Source organism: Mycobacterium sp. SMC-4 (assembly GCF_050205565.1).
Lineage (GTDB): Bacteria > Actinomycetota > Actinomycetes > Mycobacteriales > Mycobacteriaceae > Mycobacterium.
This window is the reverse complement of sequence record NZ_JBNMQU010000001.1, coordinates 579,752-602,236: the sequence shown is the minus strand read 5'-3', so window position 1 is coordinate 602,236 and position 22,485 is coordinate 579,752. Positions and strand designations below refer to the sequence as shown.

27 protein-coding genes are annotated in these 22,485 nt (G+C 68.0%); 23 read left to right on the top strand and 4 right to left on the bottom strand.

Features of this window, described 5'->3' with window-relative positions; translation table 11 throughout:
* Positions 1-2 precede the first annotated feature (2 nt).
* Positions 3-689, top strand: coding sequence for a two-component sensory transduction protein RegX (gene regX / locus ACQI46_RS02930; protein ID WP_427092426.1), 687 nt, complete (start codon positions 3-5; stop codon positions 687-689).
* Here regX and ACQI46_RS02925 read toward each other — a convergent pair.
* On the bottom strand, positions 671-934 hold the full coding sequence (locus ACQI46_RS02925; protein WP_427092787.1) for a YciI family protein: 264 nt from the start codon (positions 932-934) through the stop codon (positions 671-673). The genes regX and ACQI46_RS02925 overlap by 19 nt on opposite strands.
* Before the next feature lie 56 nt (positions 935-990).
* Entirely contained in the window at positions 991-1,791 is an 801-nt protein-coding gene (locus ACQI46_RS02920) for a hypothetical protein (RefSeq protein ID WP_427092425.1), read from the bottom strand.
* A 12-nt stretch (positions 1,792-1,803) separates the two neighbouring features.
* On the opposite strand from ACQI46_RS02920, the gene ACQI46_RS02915 reads away from it, so the two are divergent.
* The 9 genes from ACQI46_RS02915 (at position 1,804) to ACQI46_RS02875 (ending at position 9,428) form a co-directional block, all read left to right on the top strand.
* Positions 1,804-2,907: a hypothetical protein gene (locus tag ACQI46_RS02915; RefSeq protein ID WP_427092424.1), complete on the top strand. Its 1,104-nt coding sequence runs from the start codon at positions 1,804-1,806 to the stop codon at positions 2,905-2,907.
* A gap of 27 nt (positions 2,908-2,934) precedes the next feature.
* Complete coding sequence (locus ACQI46_RS02910; protein WP_427092423.1) at positions 2,935-3,945, top strand: hypothetical protein; 1,011 nt, start codon at positions 2,935-2,937, stop codon at positions 3,943-3,945.
* 16 nt (positions 3,946-3,961) lie between these two features.
* Positions 3,962-4,807: a sugar phosphate isomerase/epimerase family protein gene (locus ACQI46_RS02905; protein WP_427092422.1), complete on the top strand. Its 846-nt coding sequence runs from the start codon at positions 3,962-3,964 to the stop codon at positions 4,805-4,807.
* Positions 4,808-4,830: 23 nt separating this feature from the next.
* Positions 4,831-5,643, top strand: a complete 813-nt coding sequence (locus ACQI46_RS02900) for a thioesterase family protein (protein ID WP_427092421.1) — start codon at positions 4,831-4,833, stop codon at positions 5,641-5,643.
* 26 nt (positions 5,644-5,669) lie between these two features.
* Entirely contained in the window at positions 5,670-6,542 is an 873-nt protein-coding gene (gene proC, locus ACQI46_RS02895) for a pyrroline-5-carboxylate reductase (RefSeq protein WP_427092420.1), read from the top strand.
* 139 nt (positions 6,543-6,681) lie between these two features.
* Positions 6,682-6,948, top strand: coding sequence for a helix-turn-helix domain-containing protein (locus ACQI46_RS02890; protein ID WP_427092419.1), 267 nt, complete (start codon positions 6,682-6,684; stop codon positions 6,946-6,948).
* A gap of 139 nt (positions 6,949-7,087) precedes the next feature.
* Positions 7,088-7,189 (top strand): 30S ribosomal protein bS22, encoded by a 102-nt coding sequence (locus tag ACQI46_RS02885; RefSeq protein WP_003402602.1) that lies wholly within the window; start codon positions 7,088-7,090, stop codon positions 7,187-7,189.
* A gap of 29 nt (positions 7,190-7,218) precedes the next feature.
* Positions 7,219-8,319, top strand: coding sequence for an SDR family oxidoreductase (locus tag ACQI46_RS02880; protein ID WP_427092418.1), 1,101 nt, complete (start codon positions 7,219-7,221; stop codon positions 8,317-8,319).
* Positions 8,320-8,372: 53 nt separating this feature from the next.
* A complete protein-coding gene (locus tag ACQI46_RS02875; RefSeq protein ID WP_427092417.1) occupies positions 8,373-9,428 on the top strand; it encodes a lysophospholipid acyltransferase family protein in 1,056 nt (351 codons plus the stop codon).
* 6 nt (positions 9,429-9,434) lie between these two features.
* On the opposite strand, the gene ACQI46_RS02870 is transcribed toward ACQI46_RS02875, so the two are convergent.
* Positions 9,435-9,974: an FAS1-like dehydratase domain-containing protein gene (locus ACQI46_RS02870; protein WP_427092416.1), complete on the bottom strand. Its 540-nt coding sequence runs from the start codon at positions 9,972-9,974 to the stop codon at positions 9,435-9,437.
* 64 nt (positions 9,975-10,038) lie between these two features.
* Positions 10,039-10,947: an HAD family hydrolase gene (locus tag ACQI46_RS02865; protein ID WP_427092415.1), complete on the bottom strand. Its 909-nt coding sequence runs from the start codon at positions 10,945-10,947 to the stop codon at positions 10,039-10,041.
* A gap of 39 nt (positions 10,948-10,986) precedes the next feature.
* On the opposite strand from ACQI46_RS02865, the gene ACQI46_RS02860 reads away from it, so the two are divergent.
* The 13 genes from ACQI46_RS02860 (at position 10,987) to ACQI46_RS02800 (ending at position 22,441) form a co-directional block, all read left to right on the top strand.
* The gene (locus ACQI46_RS02860) at positions 10,987-11,247 is read left to right on the top strand and encodes a glutaredoxin family protein (protein ID WP_427092414.1); all 261 of its coding nucleotides are present in this window, start codon (positions 10,987-10,989) and stop codon (positions 11,245-11,247) included.
* Positions 11,248-11,324: 77 nt separating this feature from the next.
* Positions 11,325-12,713, top strand: a complete 1,389-nt coding sequence (locus tag ACQI46_RS02855) for a glutamyl-tRNA reductase (protein ID WP_427092413.1) — start codon at positions 11,325-11,327, stop codon at positions 12,711-12,713.
* A 25-nt stretch (positions 12,714-12,738) separates the two neighbouring features.
* Positions 12,739-13,677 (top strand): hydroxymethylbilane synthase, encoded by a 939-nt coding sequence (gene hemC / locus ACQI46_RS02850; protein WP_427092412.1) that lies wholly within the window; start codon positions 12,739-12,741, stop codon positions 13,675-13,677.
* Positions 13,674-15,359 carry a uroporphyrinogen-III synthase gene (locus ACQI46_RS02845; RefSeq protein ID WP_427092411.1) on the top strand — a complete coding sequence of 562 codons (1,686 nt, stop codon included), beginning with the start codon at positions 13,674-13,676 and terminating at the stop codon, positions 15,357-15,359. The genes hemC and ACQI46_RS02845 overlap by 4 nt, the downstream gene beginning before the upstream one ends.
* A 12-nt stretch (positions 15,360-15,371) precedes the next feature.
* Positions 15,372-16,352, top strand: a complete 981-nt coding sequence (gene hemB / locus ACQI46_RS02840; RefSeq protein ID WP_427092410.1) for a porphobilinogen synthase — start codon at positions 15,372-15,374, stop codon at positions 16,350-16,352.
* A complete protein-coding gene (locus ACQI46_RS02835; protein WP_427092409.1) occupies positions 16,340-16,783 on the top strand; it encodes a hypothetical protein in 444 nt (147 codons plus the stop codon). Before hemB ends, ACQI46_RS02835 begins: the two co-directional genes overlap by 13 nt.
* A 19-nt stretch (positions 16,784-16,802) precedes the next feature.
* Positions 16,803-17,249 carry a hypothetical protein gene (locus ACQI46_RS02830; protein WP_427092408.1) on the top strand — a complete coding sequence of 149 codons (447 nt, stop codon included), beginning with the start codon at positions 16,803-16,805 and terminating at the stop codon, positions 17,247-17,249.
* Complete coding sequence (locus ACQI46_RS02825; RefSeq protein WP_427092407.1) at positions 17,246-17,737, top strand: DUF3093 domain-containing protein; 492 nt, start codon at positions 17,246-17,248, stop codon at positions 17,735-17,737. Before ACQI46_RS02830 ends, ACQI46_RS02825 begins: the two co-directional genes overlap by 4 nt.
* Positions 17,734-17,988 (top strand): hypothetical protein, encoded by a 255-nt coding sequence (locus ACQI46_RS02820; RefSeq protein ID WP_427092406.1) that lies wholly within the window; start codon positions 17,734-17,736, stop codon positions 17,986-17,988. Before ACQI46_RS02825 ends, ACQI46_RS02820 begins: the two co-directional genes overlap by 4 nt.
* Positions 17,989-18,136: 148 nt before the next feature.
* On the top strand, positions 18,137-18,994 hold the full coding sequence (locus ACQI46_RS02815) for an oxygenase MpaB family protein (RefSeq protein ID WP_427092405.1): 858 nt from the start codon (positions 18,137-18,139) through the stop codon (positions 18,992-18,994).
* The gene (locus ACQI46_RS02810) at positions 18,981-19,574 is read left to right on the top strand and encodes a TetR/AcrR family transcriptional regulator (RefSeq protein ID WP_427092404.1); all 594 of its coding nucleotides are present in this window, start codon (positions 18,981-18,983) and stop codon (positions 19,572-19,574) included. Before ACQI46_RS02815 ends, ACQI46_RS02810 begins: the two co-directional genes overlap by 14 nt.
* Positions 19,575-19,611: 37 nt before the next feature.
* Positions 19,612-19,947, top strand: a complete 336-nt coding sequence (locus ACQI46_RS02805) for a hypothetical protein (protein ID WP_427092403.1) — start codon at positions 19,612-19,614, stop codon at positions 19,945-19,947.
* Between the two features lie 1,126 nt (positions 19,948-21,073).
* Positions 21,074-22,441, top strand: coding sequence for a PE-PPE domain-containing protein (locus ACQI46_RS02800; RefSeq protein WP_427092402.1), 1,368 nt, complete (start codon positions 21,074-21,076; stop codon positions 22,439-22,441).
* Positions 22,442-22,485 lie beyond the last annotated feature (44 nt).

Below are 22,485 nucleotides of genomic sequence, written 5' to 3'. Positions count from 1 at the left end.
CGATGACCAGCGTGTTGATCGTGGAGGACGAGGAGTCCTTGGCTGATCCCCTGGCGTTTCTGCTGCGCAAAGAGGGCTTCGAGGCCACGGTGGTCTCCGACGGTCCCTCCGCGCTGGCCGAGTTCGAGCGCTCCGGCGCCGACATCGTCCTGCTCGATTTGATGCTGCCCGGGATGAGCGGCACCGACGTGTGCCGGCAGTTGCGGTCCCGCTCGAGCGTGCCGGTGATCATGGTGACCGCCCGCGACAGTGAGATCGACAAGGTGGTCGGCCTGGAGCTGGGCGCCGACGATTACGTCACCAAGCCGTACTCCGCGCGGGAGCTGATCGCGCGGATCCGCGCGGTGTTGCGGCGCGGCGCCGAGAACGACGACCTGGGTCTCGGCGACGGGGTGCTGGAGGCCGGACCGGTCCGCATGGACGTCGAACGTCACGTGGTCAGTGTCAACGGCAGCCCGATCACGTTGCCGCTCAAGGAGTTCGACCTGCTCGAGTACCTGATGCGCAACAGTGGCCGGGTGCTGACCCGCGGCCAGCTCATCGACCGGGTCTGGGGCGCGGACTACGTCGGAGACACCAAGACCCTCGACGTGCACGTCAAGCGGTTGCGCAGCAAGATCGAGGAGGATCCGGCCAACCCGGTGCACCTGGTCACCGTGCGCGGGCTGGGCTACAAGCTCGAGGGCTGACCCGCCGCGCCGGTGATCCCGTCGAGAATCTCGAACACCTCGAAGCTGTTGACGCCGACCACAACCGAGGGGTCGGCGGCACCGATCGCCAGCGCTTCGGCGCGGTCGCGCACCCGCAGTACACCCAGTCCCCACATCCCCTCGGGGTCGGCCACCGGGCCGTAGACCACCACCTGGCCGTCGCTCAGCAGTTGCTGCCAGTAGGCCATGTGCTCGGTCATCGCCTGTTGCTCGGCATCGGTCATCGTCTGTGCGAAGTCCGCGCGCGGCGGCAGCAGCCGGAACAGGAAGAGCTTCGCACTCACTGCGCGGCGCGCGTGGCCGGATGCACCGCGATCAGGCCTAAACCGCTGCGCCGCTTGCAGATTGCGGCCAGTTCGGCGTAAGCCTTCTCGCCGAGCAACTCGGTCAACTCGGGGCCGTAGGACTCCCAGACGGGCCGCTCACCGACGTGGGCGGCCGGGTCGCCGGTGCAGTACCAGGTCAGGTCGAGTCCACCCTCACCCCACCCACGGCGGTCGTACTCGGTGATGGTGGACTTGAGGATCTCCGAGCCGTCGGGGCGGGTCACCCATTCCTGGGTGCGGCGGATCGGCAGCTGCCAGCACACCTCGGGTTTGAGGGTCAGCGGCTCGACGCCGATCTTGAGCGCCTTGGTGTGCAGTGCGCACCCGATGCCACCCGGCCAACCCGGACGGTTCAGAAAGATGCAGGCGCCCTTGTACTTTCGAGTCCGCAGGGTGGGTTCGTCGTCGTACTCGTCCCACTCCAGGTAGCCCTTCTTGCCCAGCCCCTTGTCGCGGAACTGCCAGTCCTCGGCGGTCAGCAACTTGACCGCGTCGTCGAGGTTGGCGCGATCGTCGTCGTCGGACAGAAACGCGCCGTGGGAACAACATCCGTCGTCGGGCCGGTTGTCCACGGTGCCCTTGCACGCCGGGGTGCCGAACACGCACGTCCACCGCGACAGCAGCCACGTCATGTCCGCCGCGATCAGGTGCGTGGGGTCTTCGGGGTCGTAGAACTCCACCCATTCCCGGGCGAAATCCAGTTCGACCTCACCGGGATACTGCGAACCGCTCACGGTTTCCCACGGTAGACCCATTAAGTTGAGAGAGTGCGATTAGGCGTGCTCGACGTGGGGAGCAACACCGTCCATTTGTTGGTGGTGGACGCACGTCGCGGTGGGCACCCGACGCCGATGAGCTCGACGAAGGCGTCGCTGCGGCTGGCCGAAGCGCTCGACGGTTCCGGCAAGATCAGCCGCCGCGGCGCGGACAAGTTGATCGGCACCATCGACGAATTCGCCAAGATCGCGGCCAGTTCGGGCTGCGCGGAGCTGATGGCGTTCGCGACCTCCGCTGTGCGGGATGCGACGAACTCCGAGGAGGTGCTCGCCCGGGTCCGTTCCGAGACCGGGGTGCGCCTGCAGGTGTTGCGCGGCGTCGACGAGTCCCGGCTGACGTTCCTGGCGGTGCGACGCTGGTATGGCTGGAGTGCCGGACGCATCATCAACATCGACATCGGCGGCGGCTCGCTGGAGTTGTCCAGCGGCGTCGACGAGGAACCCGACGTGGCGCTGTCCCTGCCGTTCGGTGCGGGCCGGCTGACGCGCGAGTGGCTGCCCGACGATCCGCCCGGCCGCCGCCGGGTGGCCATGCTGCGGGACTGGCTGGCCAACGAGTTGACCGAACCTGCCGCCAGGATCGCCGCGGCGGGCTGTCCCGATCTGGCGGTGGCGTCGTCGAAGACGTTCCGCTCGCTGGCCCGGCTGACCGGTGCGGCGCCGTCGGGGGCCGGTCCGCGGGTCAAGCGGACGCTGACGGCGACGGGTCTTCGTCAACTCATAGCTTTCATCTCTAGGATGACCGCGTCTGACCGTGCGGAACTGGAAGGGGTGAGCGCTGACCGGGCGCCGCAGATCGTTGCGGGCGCACTGGTCGCGGAGGCGAGCATGAAAGCCCTTGGTATCGAAACGGTGGACATCTGTCCCTGGGCGTTGCGGGAAGGGTTGATCCTGCGGAAACTCGACAGTGAGGCCGACGGGAGCGCATTGGTCGGCGGCGCCGACGCTCCTCCGGTCGGCGGACCTGCCGGTCTTGTGGTGGTCGGCGGCGCCGACAGTTCAGGCGTGGTCGGCGGTGCCGATAGTCCGGGCATGGTCGGCGGTGCCGACAGTTCAGGCACGCCCGCGATGGCGGTGCGCGATGCTGGACGATGAAGCGGCGAGGCGCAAAGGCAGCAGACGATGACCCGATCTGACGACTCCGGCAGTACGCGACCGATCTCGGTCGCCGAACTGCTGGCCCGAAACGGCACGATCGGTGCGCCTCCGGTCGGCGGCCGGCGACGCCGTCGACGCGGCAACGCCGACGCGGTGACCGTCGCCGAACTGACCGGTGAGATCCCGGTCATCCGTGACACCGACACGGCGCCCCCGGTCGAAGAGCCGGTCGCCGAGGAAGCTGCGGTCGAGGAGACCGCCGACGAGGACGCCTCTGCCGAGGCCGAGCCCGAACTCCGAGCCGAAGACCTCGACGAAGACCAAGACGAAGACCAAGACGAGGCTCACGCCGAAGAAGAGGCCCTCGCCGAAGAGATAGACGAAGACGACGAGTACGCCGACGCGGTCGCCGCCGATACAGCGCAGGTCGAGCAGCGCGAGACACCCCCGGAGGACGAACCCGCCCCCGCCGCCGAAGACGACCCGGCGGCCGCCGACGCCGAACACATGAGTCCAGACCCGGTCGAGGTGGACGAGGACGAGGACGACTCCGCCCTGCTTCTGGAAGACGCGCCCGACCCGGAGGACCTCGACGCCGAAGCCGCGCTCGAGGTGGACGACGACACCGACGACACCGACAGCGACGAGCTGCCGTCCTATCTGCGCTCGACCTCCGAACCGCCTCTCGACGGCCCGACTCTGGCCGACGATGTCACGCGCACCGAGGACGACGCCGATCTCGTCGACGAAGAGGTCGACGAGCCGCGACAGATGTCGTCGTTGGTGCACGGGCTGTGGATCGTCGGGCAGAGCATCTTCGCGGTCGTCTTCGGCGCCGGCCTGTTCATCGCGTTCGATCAGCTGTGGAAGTGGAACAACATCGTGGCACTGGTCCTGTCGGTGCTGGTCATCCTCGGCCTGGTGGTCGCAGTCCGCGTGGTGCGCAAGACCGAGGACATCGGCAGCACACTGATCGCCGTCGCGGTCGGCGCCCTGGTGACGCTGGGCCCGTTGGCGTTGCTGCAGTCGGGCTAGGCAGCCGACGAACATCGTGCGCCCTGCCATCAAGGTCGGTCTGTCGACCGCGTCGGTCTATCCGCTGAGAACTGAAGCCGCCTTCGAATACGCCGCCAAGCTCGGCTACGACGGTGTCGAGTTGATGGTGTGGGCCGAGTCGGTCAGCCAGGACATCGACGCCGTCGAGGAGCTGTCGCGGCGTTACGACGTACCGGTGCTGTCGGTGCACGCGCCGTGCCTGCTGATCTCACAGCGCGTCTGGGGCGCCAACCCGATCGCCAAACTCGAACGCAGCGTGCGCGCCGCCGAACAGCTCGGTGCCCAAACCGTCGTCGTGCACCCGCCGTTCCGCTGGCAGCGCCGCTACGCCGACGGGTTCAGCGACCAGGTGGCCGAGCTCGAGGACTCCAGCGAGGTCATGGTCGCCGTGGAGAACATGTTCCCGTTCCGCGCCGACCGGTTCTTCGGCGCCGGGCCGACCTCGATCGAACGGATGCGCAAACGTGGCGGCCGCCCCGGCCCCGGCATCTCGGCGTTCGCTCCGTCCTACGACCCGCTCGACGGCGGACATGCGCACTACACGCTGGACCTGTCACACACCGCCACCGCGGGCACCGACGCCATCGACATGGCCCAGCGCATGGGGGACGGGCTGGTGCACCTGCATCTGTGCGACGGGAGCGGCGCCTCCACCGACGAACACCTCGTGCCCGGCCACGGCACGCAGCCCACGGCGGAGATCTGCGAGATGCTGGCTGCCAGTGACTTCGCCGGTCATGTCATCCTCGAGGTGACCACCTCGGGCGCGCGCACCGCCGCCGAACGCGAGGCCCTTCTGACCGAGTCGCTGCAGTACGCCCGTGCGCACCTGCTGCGCTGACCGGCACGGCTGAGGATCAATCTATGACGAGCTCGACCCTGTTCACCGACGCGATGACCCTGACATCTGCCGGTGACGGCGTCTATCACGGTGTCCTGAACGAGAACTGGACGATCGGGCCGAAGGTGCACGGTGGTGCGATGCTGGCGCTGTGCGCCAACGCCGCGCGCCACGAGATGCCCGACGTCGAGCCGATCGCCGTGTCGGGCAGCTTCCTGTGGGCGCCCCACCCGGGTGCCATGGAGGTGGTCACCACCGTGCGCAAGCGCGGCCGCCGCGTCAGCCTCGTCGACGTCGAACTGCGGCAGGGGGAACGCGTCGCCGTGCGGGCTGCGATCACCATGGGCGCGCCCGAACACGATGTGCCGCCGCTGTTGTCGGTGAACCCGGTGCTGCCGCTGATGATGCCCGAGCCGCCACCGGGGCTGGAGCCGATCGGCCCGGGGCATCCGATGGCCGACATCGTGCATCTGTGCCGCGGCTGCGACATCCGGCCGTCATTGACCACGTTCGAGCCCCGCACCGACGGCGGTCCGCCGATGATCGAGTACTGGGTGCGTCCCAAGGGGGTGGAGCCGGATCTGCTGTTCGCGCTGCTGTGCGGTGACGTGTCGGCCCCGGTCACCTACGGGGTCAACAGGTTCGGCTGGGCGCCCACGGTGCAGTTGACCGCGTATGTGCGTGCCATGCCGGCGCCCGGGTGGCTGCGGGTGATGTGCACGACGACGCAGATCGGTCAGGACTGGTTCGACGAGGACCACATCGTGGTCGACTGCCAGGGTCACATCGTGGTGCAGACGCGGCAGCTGGCGATGGTGCCCGCACCCCAGCCCTGACCCGTCATCGTGCAATGCTGTGCCCCATGGCCAGAATCGCGATCATCGGCGGAGGCAATATCGGCGAGGCCCTGCTGGCAGGGCTGCTGCGGGCCGGCCGGCAGGTCAAGGACCTGGTGGTGGCGGAGAAGAGCCCGGATCGGGCCGCCTACCTCTCGGAGAGGTACTCGGTGTTGGTCACCACCGTCACGGAGGCCGTCGACACCGCCACCTACGTCATCGTGGCGGTCAAGCCCAGCGACGTGACCCACGTCATCGGCGACATCGCCGACACCGCGGCCCGCGCGGAAAGTGACGCGGCCGAACAGGTTTTCGTCAGTGTGGCCGCCGGCGTCAGCACCGACTACTACGAGAACAAGCTGCCGGCCGGGTCGCCGGTGGTGCGGGTGATGCCCAACGCCCCGATGCTCGTCGGCGGAGGCGTCAGCGCGGTGGCGCCGGGCCGGTTCGCCACCGCCGAGCACCTCAAGGAGGTCTCGTCGCTGTTCGACGCGGTGGGTGGCGTGCTGACCGTCGCGGAATCCCAGATGGACGCCGTCACCGCGGTGTCGGGTTCGGGGCCCGCCTACTTCTTCCTTCTGGTCGAAGCGCTCGTCGACGCCGCGGTCGACGCCGGGCTGGCGCGCGCGGTGGCCACCGATCTGGTGGTGCAGACGATGGCCGGTTCGGCGGCGATGCTGCTGGAGCGGTTGGATCGCGCCACCCCGGCCGGCGGCGGCGTGATGGCGGCCGCGATGGACACGTCGGCGGCCGAACTGCGCGCCACCGTGACCTCTCCGGGCGGTACCACCGCCGCTGGTCTGCGGGAACTCGAGCGCGGGGGTCTGCGGGCCGCGGTCGCCAACGCCGTGGCAGCCGCCAAAACCCGCTCTGAGCAGCTCGGAATTACATCCGAGTAGTTCGCCAATTTCGGACGGAAAACCCCACACCCGTCGCAGCAACCCCACCCGCCACGCTATTCTCCCAGTGGTAAGCACGGGTCGGTGCCAGCGGTGGGGAAGCCGCTGGAACTGCCCGTGCCTGATGGATTGGGTTGCGATGACGTCTACGAACGGGCCGTCGGCGCGGGATTCGGCCGGCGGAGGTAAGGCGGCACGGGATGCCGGCCAGGGCGACGGTCAGGCGCCGCGGGCGCAGTTTCTCACCGTGGCCGAAGTGGCCAGCCTGATGCGGGTCAGCAAGATGACGGTGTACCGCCTGGTGCACAACGGCGAGCTGCCTGCCGTGCGGGTGGGCCGCTCGTTCCGCGTGCACGCCAAGGCCGTTCACGACATGTTGGAGAGCTCGTACTTCGACGCCGGGTAGGCACCGGACAGCGGCGGCCGGGGTTTCCTGACGTAGCCGTTTTTCGTTTGACTCGGCCGCCCAGGTAAAGTGACCGGTCGGGACTGGCACCGTTGATCGACGGTGCCCGAATGTCAAACAACTTTAGGTAGCGGAGTTCATGGGTTCTGTCATCAAGAAGCGGCGCAAGCGCATGTCGAAGAAGAAGCACCGCAAGCTGCTGCGTCGCACCCGGGTCCAGCGCAGAAAACTGGGCAAGTAAGGCGACCGCCCGGTCGCTAGGCTGTCCGGATGGATTCTGACTCCAGATCCGACAGCGGCGCCGGGTCTTCTGGCACCCGCGACGAACCCGAGTATCCGAAGGTCGTGCTCGTCACGGGTGCCTGTCGCTTTCTCGGTGGGTACCTGACCGCGCGACTGGCCCAGAACCCGCGCATCGACCACGTGATCGCGGTCGACGCGATGGCTCCGAGCAAGGATCTGCTGCGCCGCATGGGGCGGGCGGAATTCGTCCGCGCCGACATCCGCAATCCGTTCATCGCCAAGGTCATCCGTACCGGGGACGTCGACACCGTGGTCCACGCTGCGGCCGCGTCCTACGTTCCCCGCGCCGGGGGTCGGGCGATGCTCAAGGAGCTCAACGTGATGGGCGCGATCCAGCTGTTCGCGGCCTGCCAGAAGGCGCCGTCGGTGCGTCGCGTCATCCTGAAGTCCACGTCGGAGGTCTACGGATCGAGTTCACGCGACCCGGTGCTGTTCACCGAGAGCAGCAGCCGTCGCCGACCGCCCGGAGAAGGCTTCGCCCGCGACAGCATCGACATCGAGGGCTACGCACGGGGGCTCGGACGACGCCGCCCTGACATCGCGGTGACGATCCTGCGCCTGGCGAACATGATCGGTCCGGCCATGGACACCGCGCTGTCGCGGTATCTCGCCGGACCGGTGGTGCCGACGGTGATCGGGCACGATCCGCGGCTGCAGCTTCTGCACGAGCAGGACGCGCTCGGCGCGCTGGAGCACGCCACGACGGCCGGCAAGGCGGGCACGTTCAACATCGGTGCGGCGGGGATCATCATGATGAGCCAGGCGATCCGTCGTGCGGGGCGGATTCCGCTGCCGCTGCCCCGGCCGGCGCTCATGGTCGTCGATTCGCTGTGGCGGGCCACCCGCAACACCGAACTCGATCGTGAGCAGCTGGACTACCTCAGCTACGGGCGGGTCATGGACACCACCCGAATGCGCGCTGAACTGGGCTACACGCCCAAGTGGACGACAGCTGAAGCCTTCGACGACTATGTGCGGGGACGCGCTTTGAAGCCCATCGTGGATCCGGGCTGGGTACGCTCGATCGAGGATCGTGCGGTCACTGCGGCGCAGCGCTGGGGACGATAGACTCGGACTTCGTAAAATTCAGCCGGGGGAGGCTGGGGGAGAGGGACACCAAGTTGGCGGGCGAGCCGAAAGCGAAAGTCATTCCGCTGCACTCGAATTCGAGTCGCGGCGCGGCTCAGCGACGCAGCGCGGCGCAGCGCGCGGAGAGTTCCCGCCGCCACCCGTCGTTCCTGGCCGATCCCGACGGAGGTGCCGCCGCCGAAGAATTCGACGCCGTCATCCGCGACTTCGACCAGCACCGCGCCGACGCCGGTGATTCGACCCCCACCGAACTCGCCAAGAACATCTCTGCGGTCGCCGATTTCATCCGGAAAAGGATGACCGGCGATTACATCGTCGACGAGTTCGGGTTCGATCCGCACCTCAACGAAGCAATCATTCTGCCTTTGCTGAGAGTGTTCTTCCGGTCGTGGTTCCGGGTCGAGGTCAGTGGCATCGAGAACCTCCCGACGTCCGGGGCGGGACTCGTGGTGGCCAACCATGCGGGCGTCCTGCCGTTCGACGGGCTGATGGTCCAGGTCGCCGTACACGACAACCACCCCGCGCAGCGCAACCTGCGCATGCTGGCCGCCGACATGGTGTTCGACATGCCGATGATCGGCCAGGCCGCCCGCAAGGCCGGCCACACCATGGCGTGCACCGACGACGCGCACCGCCTACTGGCCTCCGGCGAGCTGACCGCGGTGTTCCCCGAGGGCTACAAGGGCCTCGGCAAGCGCTTCAAAGACCGCTACAAGCTGCAGCGATTCGGCCGCGGCGGGTTCGTGTCGGCGGCGCTGCGCACCCAGACGCCGATCGTGCCGTGCTCGATCGTCGGCTCGGAGGAGATCTATCCGATGCTCGCCGACGTCAAGCTGCTGGCCCGGCTGCTCGGCCTGCCGTACTTCCCGGTGACGCCGCTGTTCCCGCTCGCGGGGCCGCTCGGCGTGGTGCCGCTGCCGTCCAAGTGGTACATCGAGTTCGGCGAGCCGATCTCCACCGCCGACTACGACGAGGCTGCGGCCGACGACCCGATGGTCACGTTCGACCTGACCGACCAGGTGCGCGAAACCATCCAGCAGACCCTCTACCAACTGCTGACGAACCGGCGTAACACCTTCTTCGGCTGAGCCGGATCACTCCCCCGCGGAGTTTTGCCCAGCAACGAACTTCGACAGCGCTGCGTCCCGCTTCGAGGCGATCTGGGCAGTCAGCTCGTCGGCCTCGCCGTCATGGGCGGCCTCTCCCATGACGGTCACGATGCTGGTGACCACCGGTTGCCCGTTGTCGTCGGTCACCTCGCCGCGGATCTCGGTCAGCACGGCCCCGTGCGACTCGGTGACCGAATCGAGGTAGGAGTCGAACCACAGCTTGTCCCCGGCGACGATCGGCCGGTGGAAGATCAGCTTCTGATCGCGGTGCAGCACCCGCTCCATGTTGATCGGCAGTTCGAACTGGTTGAAGATCTCCTCCTGCACGCGCCGCCCGGCGACCGCCATGAACGTCAGCGACGCGATCAGCCCGTCGTGGCCGCACTCGTTGGCGGCCTCTTCGTCGTAGTGCGCCGGGTGCTCGTCCTTGACCGCCTTCGCGAACTCGCGGATCTTCTCGCGGCCGACCTCGAAGTAATCGGGGTACCGGTAGTGGGTTCCGATGATCTCTTCTGCGATGGCCATGCCGAATCTTTCCGTTTCTGGGCGCTGGAGGCGTGAGCCTATCAGCGGGAAAACCGCGCCGGGGTCACCCGCGGTCCCGTCGCGACACCGCCGCGGCCAGTGCGCCGCCGGCCGCGCCGAGTGCCAGCGCGGACGGCACCCCGATGCGGGCGGCCTTGCGGGCGGTGCGGAAGTCGCGGATCTCCCAGCCCCGCTGCCGAGCGAGGTCCCGCAGGTGGGCGTCGGGATTGATCGCCACCGCCGTGCCCACCAGCGACAGCATCGGGACGTCGTTGATGCTGTCGGAGTAGGCGGTGCAGCGGCGCAGGTTCAGCCCTTCGCGGATGGCCAGCGACCGCACCGCGTGCGCCTTGCCGACCCCGTGCAGGATGTCGCCGACCAGGCGGCCGGTGAACACCCCGTCGATCGACTCGGCGACGGTGCCCAGCGCGCCGGTCAGGCCCAGCCGCCGCGCGATCGTGTCGGCCAGTTCGTACGGGGTGGCCGTCACGAGCCACACCTGCTGACCGGCGTCCAGATGCATCTGCGCCAGTGCGCGGGTGCCCGGCCAGATCTTCGCGGCGATGATCTCGTCGTAGATCTCCTCACCCAACGCGACCAGCTCCGCGGTGGACCGGCCCTCGATGAAGGACAGTGCCTTGCGCCTACCTGCGGCGACGTCGTCACTGTTCTCGCGGCCGGTGAGCTGGAACTTGGCCTGCGCCACCGCGAACCGCGCGAGGTCCTTGTAGGTGAAGAACTCCCGGGCGGCGAGCCCGCGCGCGAAGTGCACCAGTGAGGAGCCGTGCACGAAGGTGTTGTCGACGTCGAAGAACGCCGCGGCAGTCAGATCCGGCGGTGGCGGCGGGGGACCGGGCCCCTCGTCGGGCAGGTCGGTCAGTCCGAGGGCCGCGGCCTCCGCGCTGGCCTGACCGGCGAGTTCCTGCGCCCGCTGGGTGGACCCGCCACCCTCCCATTCCGCGCTGTCGGACACGGCTACAACACTAAATCAACCCGGCGCGATACTGGCGGAGTGGATCGGCAGGTGCAGTTGCTCACCCGGCAGGGCTGTCCGATGTGTGCCGGGGCGGCCGACCAGCTGGCGCGGATGGCCGACGAGCTGGGATTCGACCTGATCGTGACCGACGTCGACGAAGCGGCCGCGGCCGGGGAACCGGCGCTGCGCGCCGAGTTCGGTGACCGGCTGCCGGTGGTGCTGCTCGACGGCGCCGAGCACAGTTACTGGGAGGTCGACGAGCCGCGATTGCGCGCCGACCTGGGACGGGGACGGTAAGCCCTTAGCTGAACGAATTTGGTGGCCCGCCCGTCAGCGACTACCTTGGAACGCGTGGTGAGCGCGGTGATCAAGCCATGAGCGTGCTGCTTTTCGGGGTGTCGCACCGCAGCGCGCCGGTCTCAGTGCTCGAACAACTGAGCACCGACGAAGACGACCAGGCCAAAATCATCGAGGAGATCCTGCGCTCGTCGCTGGTCACCGAGGCGATGGTGCTGTCCACCTGCAACCGCATCGAGGTCTACGCCGTCGTGGAAGCGTTCCACGGCGGCCTTTCCGTGATCGGGCAGGTACTCGCCGAACACTCGGGCATGTCGTTGCAGGATCTGACCAAGTACGCCTACGTGCGCTACGCCGAGGCCGCCGTCGAGCACCTGTTCTCCGTGGCCAGCGGCCTGGATTCGGCCGTCATCGGCGAACAGCAGGTGCTGGGCCAGGTCCGCCGCGCCTATTCCACCGCCGAAGCCAACCGCACCGTCGGACGCACCCTGCACGAACTGTCCCAGCGGGCGCTGTCGGTCGGTAAGCGCGTGCACTCCGAGACCGGCATCGACGCCGCCGGCGCGTCGGTGGTGTCGGTGTCGCTGGACATCGCCGAACGCAAGCTCGGTTCGTTGGCCGGCCGCCGCGCCGTCGTCGTCGGCGCCGGCTCGATGGGCGCGCTGGCAGCCAAGCAGCTGGTGCGCGCCGGGGTCGAGCGGATCCACGTCGTCAACCGCACACTGCCGCGCGCCAAACGCCTGGCCGAGAACCTCAACGCCCAGGGGGTCGCGGCCGAGGCGTTCCCGTTCGACCACCTGCCCCCGCTGCTCACCGACGCCGACGTCGTCGTCAGCTGCACCGGCGCCGTGCGCCCGGTGGTGTCGCTGGCCGACGTGCACCGCGGTCTGGCGCACAGCGCCGACCGCAAGCAACTGGTCATCTGCGACCTGGGCATGCCCCGCGACGTCGACCCGGCCGTGGCCGGGCTGCCCGACGTGCAGGTCATCGACATGGAGCGCATCCAGCGCGAGCCCACGGCGCGCGCCGCCGCCTCTGACGCCGAGGCCGCCCGCACGATCGTCGCCGCCGAGGTGGCCCACTACCTGGCCGGACAGCGGATGGCCGAGGTGACCCCGACGGTCACCGCGCTGCGTCAGCGCGCCGCCGACGTGGTCGAAGCCGAGCTGCTGCGCCTGGACAACCGGTTGCCGGGCCTGGACGCCGGCCACCGCGACGAGGTCGCCAAGACCGTGCGTCGCGTCGTCGACAAACTCCTGCACGCGCCGACCGTGCGCGTCAAACAACTCGCCAGCGCGCCGGGAGGCGACAGTTACGCCGAAGCGCTGCGGGAACTGTTCGAGCTCGACCAGCAGGCAGTCGACGCCGTGGCCGCTGGTGAGCTGCCGCTCGACGGCCTGGACATCAATGCCGTGAATGGCAGCGAAATATCGGTGGTGACAAGAGATTTCGACACGTCCGAGTGACTCCACACCCTCCTCCGACCGCCCGGTGATTCGTCTCGGCACGCGCGGTAGCCTGCTGGCCACCACGCAGGCCGGGACCGTGCGCGACGCGCTGATCGCGGCCGGTCACCCGACCGAGTTGGTGATCGTGGCCACCGAAGGCGACCAGCGGCCCGACGAGCCGATCGCCGACATCGGCGTCGGGGTGTTCACCGCGGCGCTGCGCGAGGCCATCGCCGACGGCCGCGTCGACGCGGCGGTGCACTCCTTCAAGGACCTGCCCACCGCCGTGGATCCGAGGTTCACCATCGCGGCCACCCCGCGGCGTGAAGACCCACGAGATGCGCTGGTCGCGCGCGACGGGATGGTGCTGGGCGAGTTGCCGGTCGGCTCGGTTGTCGGCACCTCGTCCCCGCGGAGGGTGGCACAGCTTAAAGCACTGGGTCTCGGTTTGGAAATCCGCCCCCTAAGAGGCAACCTAGATACCAGGTTGAGCAGGGTGAGCCGCGGTGAACTCGACGCCATCGTGGTGGCTCGAGCGGGTCTGTCCCGTATCGGTCGCCTCGAGGTGGTAACCGAGGCGTTGGAGCCGGTGCAGATGTTGCCGGCGCCGGCGCAGGGCGCGTTGGCCGTCGAGTGCCGTGCCGGTGACACCGACCTGGTGAAGGTGTTGGCGGAGTTGAACGACGCCGACACCCGGGCCGCGGTCACCGCCGAGCGGACCCTGCTGGCCGAACTGGAGGCGGGATGTTCCGCACCGGTGGGCGCGATCGCTGAGGTGGTCGAGTCGATCGATGAGGAGGGTCGCGTCTTCGAAGAGCTGTCGCTGCGCGGCTGCGTGGCGACGCTGGACGGATCCGACGTGATCCGTGCGTCCGGTATCGGGACACCCGATCGGGCCCGAGAGCTGGGGCTCTCGGTGGCCGAGGAGTTGTTCGATCTGGGTGCGCGCGATCTGTTGGACGAAGGCGGGAGAGACACATGAGCTTGCGAGGACGCAAGGGCAAGCCCGGCCGCATCACGTTCGTCGGCTCCGGGCCCGGGGATCCGGGTCTGTTGACCACGCGGGCCCGCGCTGTGCTGGCCAACGCCGCGCTGGTGTTCACCGACCCTGACGTGCCCGAGTCGGTTCTGGCGCTGGTCGGCACCGAGTTGCCGCCGCCGTCGGGTCCGCTGCCCGAGGCCGTGATCGACGCAGCCAAGAACGACGGCGCCGAGAAGAACGCCGAGGCGCCGGCCAATGCCGCAGAGGCGGTGATCCCCGGCGGTCCAGATGTGCGCCCCGCGCTCGGCGACCCCACCGAGGTCGCCAAGACGCTGGCCACCGAGGCCCGCACCGGCGTCGACGTCGTTCGCCTGGTCGCGGGTGACCCGTTGTCGGTGGACTCGGTGATCACCGAGGTCAACGCGCTGGCCCGCACCCAGTTGACGTTCGAGATCGTGCCGGGCCTGCCGGACACCACCGCCGTGCCGACCTACGCGGGTCTGCCGCTGGGCTCGTCGCACACCGTCGCCGACGTCCGCGACCCGGAGGTCGACTGGGCGGCGCTGGCCGCCGCCCCCGGCCCGCTGATCCTGCACGCCACCGCGTCGCATCTGCCCGATGCCGCGCGCACGCTGATCGAATACGGTCTGGCCGACTCGACGCCCGCGGTGGTGACCGGCAACGGCACCACCTGCCAGCAGCGCTCGGTGGAGACCACGTTGGCGGGACTGCTCGACAAGGCGGTGCTGGACAAGCCGGCGCTGGCCGAGCCCGCCGGCCCGCTGACCGGAACCCTGGTGGTGACGATCGGGCGCACGGTCGCGCACCGCGCCAAGCTCAACTGGTGGGAGAGTCGCGCCCTGTACGGCTGGACCGTGCTGGTGCCGCGCACCAAGGACCAGGCCGGTGAGATGAGCGACCGTCTGGTCACCCACGGTGCGCTGCCCATTGAGGTGCCGACCATCGCGGTCGAGCCGCCGCGCAGTCCCGCCCAAATGGAAAGGGCCGTCAAGGGTTTGGTCGACGGCCGGTTCCAGTGGGTGGTGTTCACCTCCACCAACGCGGTTCGTGCGGTGTGGGAGAAGTTCAACGAGTTCGGCCTCGACGCCCGCGCGTTCTCCGGTGTGAAGATCGCCTGCGTCGGGCAGGCCACCGCCGACCGCGTGCGTGCGTTCGGGATCAACCCCGAGCTGGTGCCCAGCGGAGAGCAGAGCTCGCTGGGGCTGCTCGATGATTTCCCGCCGTACGACGACGTTTTCGATCCGGTGAACCGCGTGCTGTTGCCGCGCGCCGACATCGCCACCGAGACGCTGGCCGAGGGGCTGCGCGAACGAGGCTGGGAGATCGAGGATGTCACCGCTTACCGGACGGTGCGTGCCGCGCCTCCGCCGGCGCACACCCGCGAGATGATCAAGACCGGTGGCTTCGACGCGGTCTGCTTCACCTCGAGTTCCACGGTGCGCAATCTCGTCGGCATCGCCGGAAAGCCCCACGCGCGCACCATCGTTGCGTGCATCGGTCCCAAGACCGCTGAAACCGCAGCGGAATTCGGCCTGCGTGTGGACGTGCAACCCGAGGTGGCCGCGGTCGGGCCGCTGGTGGAGGCACTCGCCGAGCACGCCGCCCGGCTGCGGGCCGAAGGCGCCCTGCCGCCGCCGCGGAAAAAGAGCCGTCGCCGCTAGCAGGGGTCGTCGATGAGCTTCCCGAGCCACCGCCCCAGGCGGCTGCGGTCCACGGCGGCCATGCGCCGTCTGGTCAGCGAAACGACGTTGGAGCCAAGGCATCTGGTGTTGCCGATGTTCGTCGCCGACGGCATCGACGAACCCCGGGCCATCGGATCGATGCCGGGGGTCGTACAGCACACGCGTGACTCCCTGCGCCGGGCCGCCGACGAGGCCGTCCGCCTCGGGGTGGGTGGACTGATGCTGTTCGGGGTGCCGCGGGAAGCCGACAAGGACCATGACGGGTCGGTCGGTGTCGATCCCGACGGGATCCTCAACGTGGCACTGCGTGACCTCGCCGCCGACCTGGGTGAGGCCACCGTGCTGATGGCCGACACCTGCCTCGACGAGTTCACCGACCACGGACACTGCGGAGTGCTCGACGACCGGGGCCGGGTCGACAATGACGCGACCAACCGCCGCTACGTCGAACTGGCTGTGGCACAGGCGAAGTCGGGCGCCCACGTGGTGGGGCCTTCCGGCATGATGGACGGTCAGGTCGCCGCGATCCGAGACGGTCTGGACGAGGCCGGCTGCACCGACACCGCGATCCTGGCCTACGCGGCGAAGTTCGCGTCCGGCTTCTACGGGCCGTTCCGCGAGGCGGTGGCGTCGAGCCTGCAAGGCGATCGTCGTACCTACCAACAGGATCCGGGGAACGCCCGCGAAGCCCTGCGCGAGATCGAGCTGGACCTCGCCGAAGGCGCCGACTTCGTCATGGTCAAACCGGCGATGGCCTACCTCGATGTGGTGCGCGCCGCGGCCGAAATCTCTGCGGTGCCGGTGGCGGCGTACCAGGTCTCGGGCGAGTACTCGATGATCAGCGCCGCGGCCGAGCGCGGCTGGATCGACCGGCAGACGATGGTGCTCGAGTCGTTGACGTCGATCCGTCGTGCGGGTGCGGACATCGTGCTGACCTACTGGGCCGCCGAAGTGGCCCAATGGCTGTCGTGACCGATCCTGCGCAGCCGGTGTCCGCTCAGGAGCCGGGCGTCCGTCCGCCGGATGTCGACACCGGGTTCTGGTTGTGGGTGGCTGCGCTGCCCCTGATGGTGGCCGGCTATCTGGTCGACCTGTTCACCGCGGGGAGCGGGCAGAGCGGCTTGTTCCTTGCGATCAACTGCGTCTTCGTCGGCGCACTCGCGGCCGTCGTCGCGACGTTTCTGTACCTGCTGCGGCAGGGCTACCGGTGGGCGCGGACGTGTCTGACCGGCGGGGCCATCGCCGCGGTCGTCTACTCGGTGAGCAACCTGTTCGGCATCGAGCGGGCGTCGGCCGTGACGGCGCTGGGTTACGCCGCGCCGGTGATCGTCGGCTCGGTGCTGACCGTCGGGGGCATGTATCTGCTGCACCGCAAGGAAGCGCACGAATTCTTCACCCGGTGATTGGCTACGCTGACCGACCATGACCGCGTCACCGCCGGCCGACCGTCCTCGCCTCGTCGACGCGGCATTCTGGTGCTTCATCGCAGGGGCGGTCGTGCTGATCGTCGGCGGGCTGATGGCGTCGACCGCCGGCTACGACGCCGCACGCGCTGCGATCCCGGACACCGTGGACGACGACGCGGTGCGTACGTTCCTCGCGGTCTATCGGGCCAGCGGTATCGGTGCGGTGCTGGTCGGCGGCGCTGTGGCTTTCCTGGCCGGTCGCGCCCGCCGAGGTGACGCCCGGTTTCGCCACGCTCTGCTCGGGCTGGTGTTCGCGACCGGGGTGGTAGTGCTGGTGCTGGCGATTGGTATCAAGTCTGTGCACCTTGTGATCTTGCTGGCACTTCTCCCGTTGCTCGTGGGAGCCGCGCTGTTCACCCGACCGGCGGCGGCCGGTTGGTATGACCGGGAAAGGCAGCAATGACCGATACCGCTGACAGAGCTGATGTGCTGTTCTCCGAGAACGGCGCAAGCTGGCTGTGGGTTCTGGCCGGTCCGGGCGCCGGTGTGGCGATGGCGCTGATCCAGATGTCGGCCGGTTACGGCATCCAGTGGGTCGTGCCGGGCCTGTTCTTCGTGCTGGTGACGTTCTTCCTGAGTATCCAGGTCAAAGCGGCCCGCATCCACACCTCGGTGGAGTTGACGGCCGACCGGTTGCGGCAGGGCACCGAGGTCACGCGGATCGACGATATCGTGCGCGTCTATCCCGCGGCCACGGGCTCTGAGACACCGAAATGGCAGTACGCGCGGGCGCTCGGCGAACTCACCGGTGTGCCGCGTGGACGCACCGGTATCGGCTTGCGGCTGACCAACGACCGCACCGCTCAGGCCTGGGCCCGCAAGCACGAGCAGCTGCGCGCGGCCCTGACCAACCTGATCGAAGAGCGCATCCCGCCGGAGTCCACGTCGTGAGAGGGCGCGCCGTCGTGGAACTGGTGCTGGCCGTGCTGGCTGCGGTGGGTGCCGTCATCAGCTGGGTGTCGGCGTCGTCGCAGGTCGCGGTCGCGCCGATCCTGGAAGGGGAGCCGGCGACGGTGTCGCAGGTGTACTCCGCTCCGCTGCTGACGCTGTCGTTGCTGCTGGCGGCGATCGCAGGGGTGCTGGCCGTGCTGGGCGGCGCCGGCCTGTTCCACTCCCGTACGCGCCGCGCCCCCCGCCGCTGACCCCGTCCACGCGCACCCTCGCCGAAATTGCATTCCACGCGCGTCAAACCGCAATTTGACACGCGTGGAATGCAATTTCGGGGCTCTGGGATGTAAGCCTCGCCACATGGTGTTGGAACAAAGTGCAGATTTTGTAACACTGTTGCTCATGACGGAGTTGGCGGAAAACACCGAACACCTCGATGACGCGCTGCCGCTGGGTCCGCAGTCGCTGGTCTGGCGCTACTTCGGCGACAACCGGATGTACCTGATCGGTCCGCGGCCGGCGGTCCTGCAGAACATGCTCGCCGAGCTGGGCCAGGGTGTGTATGACCATTCGACGTTCTTCGCCGACACTGCTGAGCGGCTCAAGCGGACCATCCCGCCGATCTTCAACACCGTCTACGGCACCGAGGAAAAGAACGCCGGCCTGCAGGTCCGCGACTTCCACCACTCGGTGAAGGGCGACATGCCGGACGGTGGGCGCTACCACGCGCTCGACCCGGACACCTACTTCTGGGCGCACGCCACGTTCGTCGAGCAGATCTACTACTTCGCCGACACGTTCGTGAAGCGGCTTTCCGACGCCGAACGCGAGCAGATCTGGCAGGAATCGAAGACGTGGTACCGCCGCTACGGCGTGAGCGACCGTCCGATGCCGGCCACCTACGCGGAGTTCGAGAAGTACTGGGATCGGATGATGAACGAGGTCGTCGTTCCCCACCAGACCGCCAAGTACGGCGTCGGCTATGTGACCAAGGGCTTCCCGAAGCCCAAGGCGGTGCACCCGCTGGTGTGGCGGCTCGTCGCGCCGGTGTTCAACCCGCTCGCCGCGTTCCTGACCACCGGCGGGCTGCCGCCGCGGGCGCGCACGCTGCTTCAGCTGCCCTGGACCGACAAGCAGGAACGTCGCTACCAACGCTTCGCCGCATTCTGGCGATCGCGCCCGGTGAACTGGGTGTGGGACCATCTTCCGATGACCGTGCGCTACAACGGTTACGCCGTTCGGGCCTATGGACGGGGCTGACCGGGCCGCAACCGAGATCCTCGACGCGGCGATTGTCGAGTTCGAGCGGCACGGCTACCGCCGGGTCGCCCTCGAAGACGTCGCCCGCCGCGCCGGGGTCAGCCGGACCACCATCTACCGGCGGTTCGCCAACAAGGACGAGCTCGTCCTGGCCGTCATCGAGCGGGAGAACGTCCGGCTGTTCGCCGACATTGCCACCGAACTCACCCAGGCCGCGCCGCAGTCGAACGTGTACGTCGAGGCATTCACCTTGTCGATCCTGAAGTTCCGGCGGCACCGCGTGCTCAACCAGATGTTCGCCGACGAGCCGGGACTGGTGCTCGAACTGGCCGGCCGCCACCACCGCGCGGCGATCGACCGGATGGCCGACGCGTTGCGGGTCATCTTCCCGCCGGGATTCGCCGATCGCATCGGCGCCGAGGCGGTCGACGAACTCGCCGACTGCATCCTCCGGTACGCCGCGATGGTGCTGTTGTTGCCCAGCGCGCAGCCGTTGGAGACGGCCGACGACATCCGGGCATTCGCACGCCAGCACTTCCTGCCCAGCCTGCCGGTGGCGCTGCGCACAGTGCCCGCCTGAAGTTTCGTGGATCACAGTTTCGGGCAGCCCGAAACGCATGAATGACAACACGCCCCAAAGCCAGCAAACAGAAGAGACGCCCGACGTCCAGCTCGACCACGTCACCGAAACGCCCGACCCGGATGACGAATCACGGCGCACCGAGAAACCCGAGGTGACCGACGAACATCGGGAAAAGGCCAAGGAAATGGCCAAGGCATACTCCGACGACCTGCAGACCACCTCGCTGCCCGGCAGCAGCGGAACGGTGACCGGCACGTCGGTCACCGATTGGGTCGACGACAAGGACAAGGGCAAGATCGAGACCAGCGCCCAGGAGGGCAACGTCGAGTACCGCAACACCGAGGAGTTCCGCAAGAAGCTCGAGGAGTGACGCGTCTGCAGCTTGCGCCCACGGCCGGGAGGCCGTGACACCGCCGGCACAGATTGATCCCACCCCACGCCGGCATTCCGATGCCGACTCGATGAACACACGCCGCGGTATGGCAGGAGCCCTGGGGCCACTGACGAGTCCGCCGTACCGCGATGACGCCCCGCCGGGTGACGAGTGACGCCCCGCCGGGTGAGAGTGACGTCCCGCCGGGTGACGAGTGACGCCCCGCCGGGTGAGAGTGATGCACCGCCGTCGCCCTACCCTACAGCCCTTGGGCACCGACCTGCTGTCTGCCTGATGATGCGTGCGTCCAGGCCTGCCGGCCTCAGGAGTCACAGATATCCGCTTTTTGCAGCGAAAGTGCGAGTAGGTCGCTGCTAAACGTGGATAGGTGGGACAGAAGTAACTCCAGCGACCACGCCGAGTCGTCTCTTCCTCCAGGGAAGCGCTCAACATTCTCCTGATTTCGCCCTCGGCGGCTACGTCCGGACGGGTGCGCCGAAGCGCCACCACCCGGGTGGGTCGACCGACGGCCGACTGGTCTCCGAACCACCCTTTCGGGTAGTTTGCTGATGCCGGTCAGAACAGCCGGAGAACCCGTTTCTTGCGGCCTGCCGAAAGGTGGCATCTACCGATCTCTCCGGACCACCCAGGCGGAGATCAGAGCGGTTCGCGTACAGCTACGCCGAAGTTTGCCTGTTTCGCTACAAAGGTTAGCTCAATTACTTTTTCCAGCGGCTGCGTTCGGCTACGTCGGGGAGAGCCATTTCGCAGTGCGGCTGCCTCGCAACAACGCCTGCGGGTACCATCTTGGAATAACTAACGCCTAGGTAAAAATCGCCTACAACAGGGAAATTATGCAGAGATCACCAATTGTGGCGAATTCGCCGCCGTCGCAATCGGCGTGAAAGCTGTCGTGGGCGCGGCTATGGCAGTCAGATTGCAGCAATGGCGTTTGGGTTTGCCTAAACGAAATAAATGAGTTGCGTGTTTGATGCTGAAGTAGGCTGGTGATCCTCGAGGTGCGTCGGTATCGACGGGATCAATCAGTGTTCGAAAATGGGGGAAACTCATGCGGATTAAAGGGGAGAAGGCGCGGAAGGCGGGGATTGCTTGCGGTGCTGTCGTGGGGTCAGCACTGTTGGCATTGTCGACCGCCACAACTGGTGGGGCCGCCAGTTCCGCTCTCGTCATCGGTGGCATCTCGACGCCATCGCTGCACGATGTGGTGATGTCGCGTCTGCTCGGCGGCGCGCTGCAGGATAGGGAACGGGTGAGCGTGCAGTGGCCGGCGGAGGCCGGCCCGTACACGGGGCGGGACGATCTCCCCCTCGGCCAGTCGATCAACATCGGTGTCGAGAACCTCAGCGCGGAGATCGACGCCGCCCTGGATCGTCTCGAGCGAGACGAGAACGGCAACGTCCTCAACGGCGAGACCGTGACCGTCGTCGGATTGTCTGCCGGTTCGTTGGTCGTGACCGAGGTCCTGCGCGAGATGGCGGACGACCCCGACGCCCCGGACGCCAGCGAGATCAACTTCATCGTGGTGGCCGATTCGAGCCGCCAGGAACTGATCCGCGATGCCCGGTACAACCCGCGCTACGACTACACCTACCAGCCGGCGCCGCAGACCGAGTACGACACCATCGAAGTCACCGGCGAGTACGACGGCCTCGCCGACTTCCCGGACCGTCCGTGGAACCTGCTCGCGGTCGCGAACGCGTTCGTCGGCTCGGTCTTCGTGCACGTGCCGGTGATGTTCGCCGACCTGGACGACGTGCCTCCGGAGTACATCACGACAACGGTCAACAGTCAGGGTGGCACCGTCACGCGGTACCTGGTCCCGGCCGAACGGCTGCCGCTCGTTCAGCTGCTTCCGTTCCTCGAACCCATGGAGCCGCAGCTCAAGGAGATCATCGACCGCGGCTACAGCCGCAACGACCTCCTCGGTACGAGCTCGCCTCTGAGTGAGGCAGTCACCGCGGCGTCGGCCACTTCTGCACTGTCCGCGCGCACGGCGCTGTCTGCGCAGACCGCCACCGACGAAAGCGACACCGCCGAAACCAGTCTGCGCAGGGCCTCGGCACGCGCCGCGGCGCTGGCAGACGAATCGCCGCGGACCGACACCAGCGCCACGTCGGAGAAGACGGCCACCACCGCCGAGGCGACGACGGTGCGTGCCGAGACGAGGTCGGCGAAGGCCACGTCGGCGAAGGCCGAGGCTGAGCCGAGCGAGGCCGCATCGGCGAAGGCGGAGGCCAAGTCGGCCAAGACCGAAGCCGCATCGGCGAAGTCGGATGACAGCAAGGCCGACGCCAAGTCTGCGGTCAAGGCAGAGGCGAAGCCCGCCAAGGACAGCAAGGCTTCCTCGGAATCGAAGGCGGATTCCAAGTCGGCATCGAAGTCCTCGGCGTCGAAGTCCTCGGGCTCCGACTCGTCGGACTCGAAGAAGAGCACCAGCAAGAAGCGGGATTCCAAGGCCGGATCCCGGTAACTCCGCCAGACCCGAAGCCCCGGCGCCCCGCCGGGGCTTCGTGG

Excerpts from the sequence above, each read along its gene's own strand:
- ACQI46_RS02815 (WP_427092405.1), top strand. The coding sequence starts at position 18,137 with ATGACGGAGTTGGCGGAAAACACCGAACACCTCGATGACGCGCTGCCG.
- ACQI46_RS02885 (WP_003402602.1), top strand. The coding sequence starts at position 7,088 with ATGGGTTCTGTCATCAAGAAGCGGCGCAAGCGCATGTCGAAGAAGAAG.
- hemB (WP_427092410.1), top strand. The coding sequence starts at position 15,372 with ATGAGCTTCCCGAGCCACCGCCCCAGGCGGCTGCGGTCCACGGCGGCC.
- ACQI46_RS02810 (WP_427092404.1), top strand. The coding sequence starts at position 18,981 with ATGGACGGGGCTGACCGGGCCGCAACCGAGATCCTCGACGCGGCGATT.
- ACQI46_RS02830 (WP_427092408.1), top strand. The coding sequence starts at position 16,803 with ATGACCGCGTCACCGCCGGCCGACCGTCCTCGCCTCGTCGACGCGGCA.
- regX (WP_427092426.1), top strand. The coding sequence starts at position 3 with ATGACCAGCGTGTTGATCGTGGAGGACGAGGAGTCCTTGGCTGATCCC.
- ACQI46_RS02925 (WP_427092787.1), bottom strand. The coding sequence starts at position 934 with ATGACCGATGCCGAGCAACAGGCGATGACCGAGCACATGGCCTACTGG.
- ACQI46_RS02835 (WP_427092409.1), top strand. The coding sequence starts at position 16,340 with ATGGCTGTCGTGACCGATCCTGCGCAGCCGGTGTCCGCTCAGGAGCCG.
- ACQI46_RS02825 (WP_427092407.1), top strand. The coding sequence starts at position 17,246 with ATGACCGATACCGCTGACAGAGCTGATGTGCTGTTCTCCGAGAACGGC.
- ACQI46_RS02870 (WP_427092416.1), bottom strand. The coding sequence starts at position 9,974 with ATGGCCATCGCAGAAGAGATCATCGGAACCCACTACCGGTACCCCGAT.
- ACQI46_RS02805 (WP_427092403.1), top strand. The coding sequence starts at position 19,612 with ATGAATGACAACACGCCCCAAAGCCAGCAAACAGAAGAGACGCCCGAC.
- ACQI46_RS02890 (WP_427092419.1), top strand. The coding sequence starts at position 6,682 with ATGACGTCTACGAACGGGCCGTCGGCGCGGGATTCGGCCGGCGGAGGT.
- ACQI46_RS02900 (WP_427092421.1), top strand. The coding sequence starts at position 4,831 with ATGACGAGCTCGACCCTGTTCACCGACGCGATGACCCTGACATCTGCC.
- ACQI46_RS02855 (WP_427092413.1), top strand. The coding sequence starts at position 11,325 with ATGAGCGTGCTGCTTTTCGGGGTGTCGCACCGCAGCGCGCCGGTCTCA.
- proC (WP_427092420.1), top strand. The coding sequence starts at position 5,670 with ATGGCCAGAATCGCGATCATCGGCGGAGGCAATATCGGCGAGGCCCTG.
- ACQI46_RS02920 (WP_427092425.1), bottom strand. The coding sequence starts at position 1,791 with ATGGGTCTACCGTGGGAAACCGTGAGCGGTTCGCAGTATCCCGGTGAG.
- ACQI46_RS02880 (WP_427092418.1), top strand. The coding sequence starts at position 7,219 with ATGGATTCTGACTCCAGATCCGACAGCGGCGCCGGGTCTTCTGGCACC.
- ACQI46_RS02910 (WP_427092423.1), top strand. The coding sequence starts at position 2,935 with ATGACCCGATCTGACGACTCCGGCAGTACGCGACCGATCTCGGTCGCC.
- ACQI46_RS02845 (WP_427092411.1), top strand. The coding sequence starts at position 13,674 with ATGAGCTTGCGAGGACGCAAGGGCAAGCCCGGCCGCATCACGTTCGTC.